At 39.2% G+C, this 9810-nt stretch carries 2 protein-coding genes; both read right to left on the reverse strand.

The features are described 5' to 3' along the window. Window positions 1-2 precede the first annotated feature (2 nt). Window positions 3-5690 (reverse strand): MupA/Atu3671 family FMN-dependent luciferase-like monooxygenase, encoded by a 5688-nt coding sequence (locus tag BrL25_RS23655; protein ID WP_018670734.1) that lies wholly within the window; start codon window positions 5688-5690, stop codon window positions 3-5. Window positions 5691-5717: 27 nt separating this feature from the next. Further along, the gene (locus tag BrL25_RS23660) at window positions 5718-9797 is read right to left on the reverse strand and encodes a non-ribosomal peptide synthetase (protein WP_018670733.1); all 4080 of its coding nucleotides are present in this window, start codon (window positions 9795-9797) and stop codon (window positions 5718-5720) included. Between the last annotated feature and the right edge of the window lie 13 nt (window positions 9798-9810).

The raw sequence follows: 9810 nt of genomic DNA on the forward strand, positions 1-9810 counted from the left end.
TCCTATAAATGCTCTAGATAATCAGCCAACTCTTCAATTGAGAGCGTATCATTTCCCACATCACTTGGAGTGATTTCTTTTCCTTCCTTATTGAGACAATGGTTGATAATTTCAAGCAGATGTTTTTTGTATAAAGCAATAATATTTTGTACTGTGCTGGAATCGTACATGTTTTGGTTATATTCAAAGTGAAGACGTAAAGAACTATCTTGGATGATACCCACAATTTCAAAATTGTACTGTCTCTCCACTTTGTGACTTAGGGTTGGCCCTGTACTATAAGGTGAGATTTTAAAGGCATCAGTTGAGATATCTTGATCAAATTGCCCCAGGTAATTGAACATAATTTGGGGTTTTATAATAAGATGGCTCGCTTCCCCTTTGTCAGCAGATGTTAAGTAACGTAAGATACCATAGCCAATTCCCTTATTCGGAACCTTTCGTAGATATTCTTTTGTATATTTAATATGATAGGCGATATCTTCTTCTTTTGTTTCAAGCAACACAGGATAAAGAGAAGTGAACCAGCCAACCGTCCGTGAAATGTCTATATTTTCACTGATTGGCTCCCGACCATGGCCCTCTAAATGTATGAAGGTGCGACTTTCACCAGTCCACTCTCTCATCGTAAGAGCAAGAGCCGTCAATAATATGTCATTTATTTCCGTATTGTAGGTATGGTGAACTTCTTTTAACAAATGGTTAGTCTCTTCCGGATTAAGATGCATAGTTAATGTCTTACTATCCTGCATACAATCATCGATTACAATATGATCCTGAGGTAAGGATACCATCGGTACGTTAGCCAGCTGTTCCCAATAAGAAGATTCTTTTCGTAAGGTTTGACTATTGGCATAAACATGTAGTTCTGTTGACCATTCTTTAAAAGAATCCGTCTTATCCTGAAAATAAATCGCCTCTCCATTTAGTACCTGCATATAGCCACTTGCAAGATCTTCAAGCAGAATTCGCCAAGATATTCCGTCAACTACAAGGTGATGAATAGCTATCAACAAATGGTCACCGTGATCCGTTTTAAAGTGTCCAATCGCCATCAATGGACCTGTGCTAAGATCAAATCCAGCCTGAATATTAGATGCTTCGGCTTCGAGCGTATCTGGTGTCACATGCTTACCCCTGAAATCTATCAATGTATAATCAAACAGCCAATCGGTAAGTCCACGGATATTCTGTATTACTTGCTCCCCTTCTACATGAAAAGTCATACGCAGGGCATCATGGTGTTCGACGAGTCGTGTAAATACCTTTTGTAGTAATAGCTCGTCCCAGCCTTGTTCATGATGAATCATGACTGCATGATTGTAGTGATGGGCATCTGTTACATTTTGCTGAAAGAACCAATGTTGAATAGGCGTTAAACGTACGTTCCCCTCAACCAATTGGTTAGTTGTCCGTTTCGTTTTAATTTGTTTCACATACATAGACAGTTCTCTGATAGTTGGGTATTTGAATAAATCGTTAATTTGGATTTTATATTGATATTTTTGAATTAAGGAAGACACTTGTATCGCTCGTATCGAATCTCCACCTAGAGAGAAAAAATTGTCATGGACGCTTACATTATTAACACCAAGGACTTTTTGCCAAACAGCAACTAATACATCCTCTTTATCATTGGAAGCCTCCACATATTCAACGCCCGTGTCTATCAATGTCCAGTCTATCGGTAAGGCACTCCGATCTATTTTACCGTTTGGTGTTAAGGGTAATTGTTCCAAGGATACAAAATAAGCAGGGATCATGTAGCTAGGTAACCTCTCCGCAAGGAAACTGCGAAGCTGGGTCACATTTTTGTTTATTTGATTTGTTCCCATTTTCCAGACAATATAGGCAACGAGTTGTTTATCATCATTTTCATCCATTTGAGTAGTAACCGCTGTTTCTGCAATATCTTCATGTTTAAGGATTGCTGTTTCAATCTCACCCAACTCCATGCGATAGCCACGTATTTTGACCTGGTAGTCTTTCCGATCAATAAATTCGAGTGTTCCATCTGCTCGATATCGTCCTAAGTCACCTGTTTGGTACAAACGAGAACGTGGATCAGAAGAAAATGGATTCGGAATAAATTTCTCTCGAGTCAAATTCTCTTTATTCCAATAACCCTTCACTACTCCTTTTCCACCGATATAAATTTCACCGATAACCCCTATCGGTAGAAGATGATGGTGCTCATCAAGAATGAAAATCTGGGTGTTAGCTATCGGTTTTCCAATGTAGGCAATTTGCTCTGTGTCAGCTATTTTATGGATCGCCGACCAAATTGTTGTTTCTGTCGGACCATACATATTGTAAATGTTTGCCTTTGTTTGCCTTTGTAGCTGTTGCATCAGTGACGAAGGGAAAGCCTCACCGCCCACTAATAAGGTCTCTAGAGATTGTAAAAATTTCTGAGAGCTAGGATCAGCGGCAATCATCTTGAGCCTTGATGGCGTAGTTTGCATCATGGTTATCGGTCGAATTCGTGAAACTGTGGCGCCAGATAAAGCTTCATTCTCGCCTTTTTTAGCGTACCTATCCTTGAAAGCAGCTAAGTGATGCAAACTTTGAACAACAGAGGCATGATCAATACCAAAATCAAGTAAACAAGCGATCTCAGTTACACCGATATGATAGAGCTGCTCAACTAATTTATTGCAAGTCTCTGGTGTACCAAGTAAGGTTGCCGTATTCCAATAGCGTTGGAAAGCAACTTCTAAAATTTGCTCAATATCCTCCTCTGATACGTTGTTCATGTCTAGCATATCTGTGCCGATGTTAAGATTTTTAGCCAAATTACGTATTAAGCTGACACTAGATCTTAGATAATCACAAAACGGTTTTTTTACTTTGTCATGTACATACTCAATATCATCATCAATAAAGGTATGCAGCATGATAGAAATTTTGAATAGCTTTGGATCGTGCCCATTATCGAGTAGAGTCTCATGATAAAGGCGAATATTATTTTCTAATTGATGAATGTCCTGTCCAAGGAAATGAGTTAAAATGTTGGCTCCCATTTTTCCAGCTTGAATAAAGGATTCAGCGGTCCCTGTTGTCGTCACCCAAACTGGAACCTCAGATTGAATTGGTTTTGGAAATGATTGAACTTCTATAGGATATCCTTTTCCATTTATACGAGTTAATTTCTCACCGCGCCATAATTGACGGACTTCTTCCATTTGTCTAAACATATGAGCATAACGCTCTTCGTAGTTTTCTGGGCGTAAAACAAAGTCGTCCACATGCCAGCCCGGTGCAAACGATAGGCCAACTCGTCCCTTTGAAAGATTATCCACGACTGACCACTCTTCAGCGATACGCAGGGAATCATGTAAAGGGGATACGATGCTACCAGAGCGGAGCTGTAAGTTTTGAGTAATCATAGCAAGCGCTGAGCTGATGACGGATGGATTAGGGTATAGCCCACCGAACTCGTGAAAATGACGTTCTGGAGTCCATACAGCATTGAATCCATGCTCATCTGCGAACTTGGTTGTCTCCAAAAGCAATGAATATTTCTCATCTACCTTTTGGTGGTCGTAGCTTGAGAAAAAGAATACACTGAAATCCATCTCCGGCTGTTCCTTATTTGTTAAAAAACTGTCGTAGTTTTCATATGTATCATCAGGGCTTATGACAACTTGGATTCCACGTGTTAGTGTCCAGAATAGTTCTAGCACAGAAATATCAAAGGAAATCGTTGTTACTGATAAAAAAGCATCAGTTGCATTAGGTTGCAGCTTTTGATCCATTGCTGTAAAAAAGTTGCTTACATTTGCATGCGTGACCATTACACCTTTGGGATTACCTGTCGAGCCAGATGTATAGATAACATAGGCCAAATCTGATCCTTTGTTTATCACATGGGGTACATCAATTGATTGATTTACCAGCTGATCATGTACTTGATCAAGGAGTAGGGTAACCGATTCAGATGTATCACCTATTCGGTTTTGAAAACGTGATTCCGTCAAGAGTACTCTCATTTGACTATCGTGAATAATATAGCGAATACGCTCAACTGGATACGTTGGATCGATAGGTACATAGGCTGCCCCGGATTTTAAAATAGCCAGCAAGGTTACGATAAGCTGTTCACTACGGTCTAGCATGATTCCAATCAGATCGCTGGGCTGAATTTGATACTGTACCCGCAAATAATGGGCAAGCTGATTCGAAAGCTCGTCTAGTTGACGATAGGTCAATGTTCGATCACGATAAACAATTGCTGTTTCATCTGGAATTTCCGTTACTTGATCCTGGAACCAGCCTTGAATTGTTTTTTCACCACATAAGACTTGTTCATTATTGGTGAATTTATGAATGATTTGATTTTTTTCTGCTTGATCCAATAATTCTATATTAGCAATCAGACTATCTGATTCAGACGTAACCGTATGAAGAATATGCATAAAATGTGTTTTGAATTGTTCAGCTTGTTCTTTTATGTAAACCAGTTTATTATAAATAATCTTTATCTTTACCACTTGATCGATTTGAATATGCAAAGTCAAATCATAATTTGGATGTTCAGTAAATTGAATGCTTGTTACAGAAAAGCCCATATTTTGTTTATCTTGCAAACGTTCTAACCCTTTTGAGAGTGGATAATTATCAAAAATCAAAAGGTGTGAGATCAGCTCTTGCTTCAACTGAGATAGCGCCTGAATTTCATAGAGAGGATAGTACTCATAATCTTTGGACTCAAGTGAAGCTTGCTGTATTTCTTGTAATAAGGATGAGAAAACTTGATTATCTTCACATTTCACTCGTTTCGGAACGGTATTAATAAATAAACCAACCATATCTTCACTGCCGAGTAACGTAGGAGGACGCCCCGAAACAACCGATCCGAATACCACATCTGTATGATTGCTGTACTTCTGCAAAAATACACCGAAGCATGCTTCAAATATCGTATTGATAGTAACTTGGCGTTGTTTAGAAATCTGTATCAGTTTTTCGGTCATCTTCTCATCTAATTCGAAGATAACTTCCCCATGTTTAAATTTTCCTGATGTACCACCTTCACCAAAGGCTGGTAGACTCCTTGGTTGCTCATATTGATCAAGATATTGTTTCCAATATGTTTTGGCTTCCTCATGATTTCGTTTCTCTAGCCATTGGACGAACTGACTAAAGGGTTGCACAGTTCCAAGTTCACATATTTTTTCATTCCGAAGACAATCGTAAATGTGGAAGAGCTCATCTAATACAATACTAGATGACCATCCATCCATAAGGATATGATGGTATCCCCAAATAATGTAATAGCTATCAATTCCTGTTTGAATGATTGTTACTCTAAATAAAGTATCATGAGTTAGATCAAACCCGTTTGATCGATCCGATTTTATAAACTCGTCGACATAGGATTCCTTCTTTTCATTATCAAGATGTGATATATCGACGACCTGAATCAGAAGTGGCCGCTCCTTCAATACAATTTGTTTGGGTGTTTGAATTTTCTCATATACAAACATTGTCCGAAAAATCTCGTACCGCTCAATGAGGAGATTAAAACTTTTCTCTAAAAGATCTGTCTGAAGCAAGCCATCTACTGTAAAGACTGCTTGCTGATAGTATGTTCCAGATGTATGGTCGATTATGGAATGAAATAGCATTCCTTCTTGTGTCGAAGTGAGAGAATATATTTTCTGAATTTGTGCGTTGTTTGTCTCCATATTTCACCTCTGCTCATGTATAAGAGATCACTCTTCTAACAGACTTAGAATATCATCCAAATCTGACATCGATAGATTTTTGTCTCCAAAATCGCTTGGCGTAAACTCTTGGCTCTTTTTACTTGTACAGTGACGGATCAGTTCTTGCAGATGTCTGAAAAACCCTTCCAATACACTTTGCATAGTATCTCGCGAAAATTCATTTCTGTTATAGTCCACCCAAAATGTCAGCTCTCCATTTTGTACCATCCCCGTGAAGATTAGATTATGGGTACGTTCATTAACACTACTGATGGTACAATCTGGTGGAATGGAGGAGAGCTGAAAAATAGTACCTTCTCTATCCGTATCCACTTGTCCGAGATAGTTAAATAAGAGAGTTGATTGCGATTCACCTGACAATGATTGTTTATTCATATCAGTTCCAAGATATTTGAGTAGTCCATATCCTATTCCTTGATTAGGTATCCTCTTTAAGTGCTCTTTCATTTCTTTAATTTGCGTCGAAAGATCAGCATGATGACTCATGTCCAAAAGAATTGGATACATTGTGGTAAACCATCCCACCGTACGGGTTATATCCAATTGCTCACTCAACTCGTGACGTCCGTGACCCTCGACATCAATGAGTATCTTGTCCGATTTCATCCATGAGCGAAGAGACATTCCAAGTCCCGTTAAAAGGATGTCATAAATTTGGGTATTGTAAGCCCGATGAACCTCTTTTAGCAATAGCTGAGTATCTGAAGCTGAAAGGCTTACTGCCAACCGTTCGTTTTCGCTTATTTTTCCAAAAGCACTACCTGCTCCAAGAGACTCTTCCCTTATTTTTATCCAGTAGGAAAGCTCTTTTTGCAACTCAGACGAGTTAACATATTCGCCTAGCTGTTGTGACCAGGTTAAATAAGAGTCCGTTTTATCGGGAAACGAAACAGATTGATTGTTCACTGCCAATTGATAACCCAGCTCTAAATCTTCTGATAAAATTCGTAAAGAAAGGGTGTCGACAATCAAATGATGGAAGGTAAGAAATAAATGATCACCGTAATCAGTGTGAAACAAACCAACTTTAAATAGCTTGCCATTCCACAAATCAAGACTTGATTGCAGCTCTCGACATATGCTTTGAATGTCACTCCTCACATCCTTTACTGTTTTTGATTTACCTGTTAAATCAAAAACCTGACATTCATAGACAGGATGACTTGTATCCCGTATGGTCTGCACAACACCATTTTCTTCCTGTCGATAAGTTATCCGAAGGGCATCATGATGAGCAGTCAGTTTGTCCAAAACCTTAATCAAGCTTTCATAATCAATTGGAGAGTGGCTATCTAACATTACCGATTGATTATAATGGTGTTTTTCTTCCATCGATTGGGCAAAAAACCAGTGTTGAATAGGTGTCAATGGAACGGTTCCTTGAACAATATCCTGATTGACCCACTGATTTACTGGCTGTACATGTTGCCGCAATTCAATGATCGTTGGATATTCAAACAGGTTTTTCACCTGAAGTTTGTATCCAAGCTTATAAAGTTCAGAAACAACCCTCATGGCTTTTATTGAATCACCTCCTAAGTCAATGAAGCGATCATGAATACTAATCTTATCCTCCCCAAGTACCTGCCTCCAAACAGTGGTAAGTACCTCTTCCTCTTCATCACGAGCCGCTTCAAACGTAGTAGATGATTCATCACTACGAGTCAGCATAGAGAGCGCTTGACGATCAATTTTTCCGTTTGGTTTAAGCGGAAAACTAGATATCTTACTAAAAAAATGCGGCATCATATACACAGGTAAATGCTGCATAAGATATTCACGTATTTCCTGCGTTGATGGTTCTCTCTCTCCTTCTTGATCCATGACCAGAAAGGCTGAGAGCTGCATATCTCCTTGATGGTCTGGTTGAGCTAATACGATAGAATTGGAAATTTCAGGATGCTGATTCAATGTATATTCTATCTCACCTAATTCAATTCGGTATCCACGTATTTTTACCAAATGATCGGCACGTCCGAGAAATTGTAGGGTTCCATCCGCGAGCCATTTGCCAATATCCCCCGTTTTAAACATTTTTTCATCCCGAGTCTTACCATAGGGATTCAATACAAACTTTTCCTCTGTCAGTTCGGAGCGATTCAAATATCCCTTCGCTACTCCCTCACCAGCTATACAAATCTCCCCTTGTACTCCGATAGGCACCAGCTTTTGATGTTGATCAAGAATATAGATTTGAGTGTTTGCGATTGGTTTTCCTATTGTTATGTTGTTGTTTTGCTTAGTATCTTGTCTAGGTATTTCATAGACCGCAGACCAAACTGTAGTCTCTGTAGGACCATACATGTTGAATATTCTTGCATTGGTTTTCATATGTAGCTCGTCCACATATTGGGCAGGAAATGCTTCTCCTCCTACTAACAAAACCCGAAGAGACTGTAAAAAACGTTGCGAGTAAGGAGAGTCCATAAGCAGTTTAAGTCGAGATGGGGTACATTGCATCATTGTGATCATCTCAACATTTGGTAGGTCAAGGTAGTTATCATAGCTACCAAATGTGTCCTCCTGCGTATCTACCAAGACAAGACGAATTCCTCTTGTTATTGTCCATAATAGCTCCAAAACAGAAATATCAAATGATATGGTCGTTACCGATAGAAACGTATCTCCCTCTATTGGCTGTAGGCTTTCATCCATCCCGATAAAAAAATTACCTACATTGCTATGCGTTACCATAACACCTTTAGGATTGCCTGTTGAGCCTGACGTATAGATAACATAAGCTAGATTGTCAGCGGTATGGATCGACTCCAGTACAGAAGCTGGCTCCTGTGCCATCATTTCTTGATCCCGATCAAGAACCATAAAAGAAATATTTTTGCAGTCATCAGAAATATCTTGATCAAAATGATTCAAATAAGCGGATTGAGTCACTACTGCCTTCATCTTGCTGTCATTGATCATATATGCTATACGCTCAGTTGGATAAGTGGGATCAATCGGTACATAAGCTGCTCCCGATTTGAGAACCGCTAGTAAACTAATCACTACTTCTTCTGTCCGCTCAACCATTACTCCGACACAGTCATTTGCCTGAATGGAGACATGGCGACGCAAATGCTGGGCAATCTGATTAGCTCTTTCATCTACCTCTTTATAGGTAAGTGACTGGTCTTTATACACCACAGCGACCTGATCAGGTGTCTGTTTAACTTGTATTTCCCACCAGTCTGAAATCGTTTTTTCTCGTGCAAAGGGCCTCTCTGTCCGATTAAGGCCATGGATTATTTGATTAGACTCATCTTCACTCATTACTTGTAGCTCTACTAATGGTTTAGTAGAGTCCTCCATTATTGTCATAAACATATGGAAGAGATGCTTGAACATTTGATTCACAGTCTCTTTGTAAAAAACTGCTTGAGAAAATACGATTTCCCCAGTAAGATGCTCTCCTGAATAGTGAAAGTGAAAATGAAGGTCTAAATCATTATTATTTATTTCCTTATGAATATTGTGAAGGCTTACTACCACTGGAAAAGTAGGGAGTCGCTGATCTTCGTTTAACAGTCCCACTTCTTTTAAAATTTTCATAATTGGAATATTTTGGTGACGATCAGCTTCCATTACAGATTGCTTCACTTGATGCAAAATGGTACGAAAGGTATCACTTGGTGTCATCTGCGTTCGAATGGCAAGTAGCTGACTCAGGTCTGCTGTGGCATCATTCTTGAACACAGGCATTCCAATGATCAAATCCTCGTAACCAGTATATTTATAGAGTAAACAGTTGATTCCGCTTAAAAGAACCATATATATGCCATACTCTGACCCGTTGACCAATTGTACAATCCATTTACTCACTTCATCAGGAAAAGTAAAAGGTATACTCGTCATGTCGGTATCTGTCTGCTCACCTCTTGAAAAATCAGGTGGATAGATGGTCATCTGCTCAGCTCCAGCTAGCTTTTTTAACCAATAGTGCCGCTCTTCTTCTAATTCTCCACTTGAGAGAAGCAGATTTTGTGTAATGTTATCCATCGCTAATTTTTCCCCCTCTCCATTTGCATGATTACCTCTGATCAAGCCTTTCCTCGAGGTTTTCTTCATAAATTCCCGATCA

The organism is Brevibacillus laterosporus DSM 25, from assembly GCF_002706795.1.
Classification (GTDB): domain Bacteria; phylum Bacillota; class Bacilli; order Brevibacillales; family Brevibacillaceae; genus Brevibacillus_B; species Brevibacillus_B laterosporus.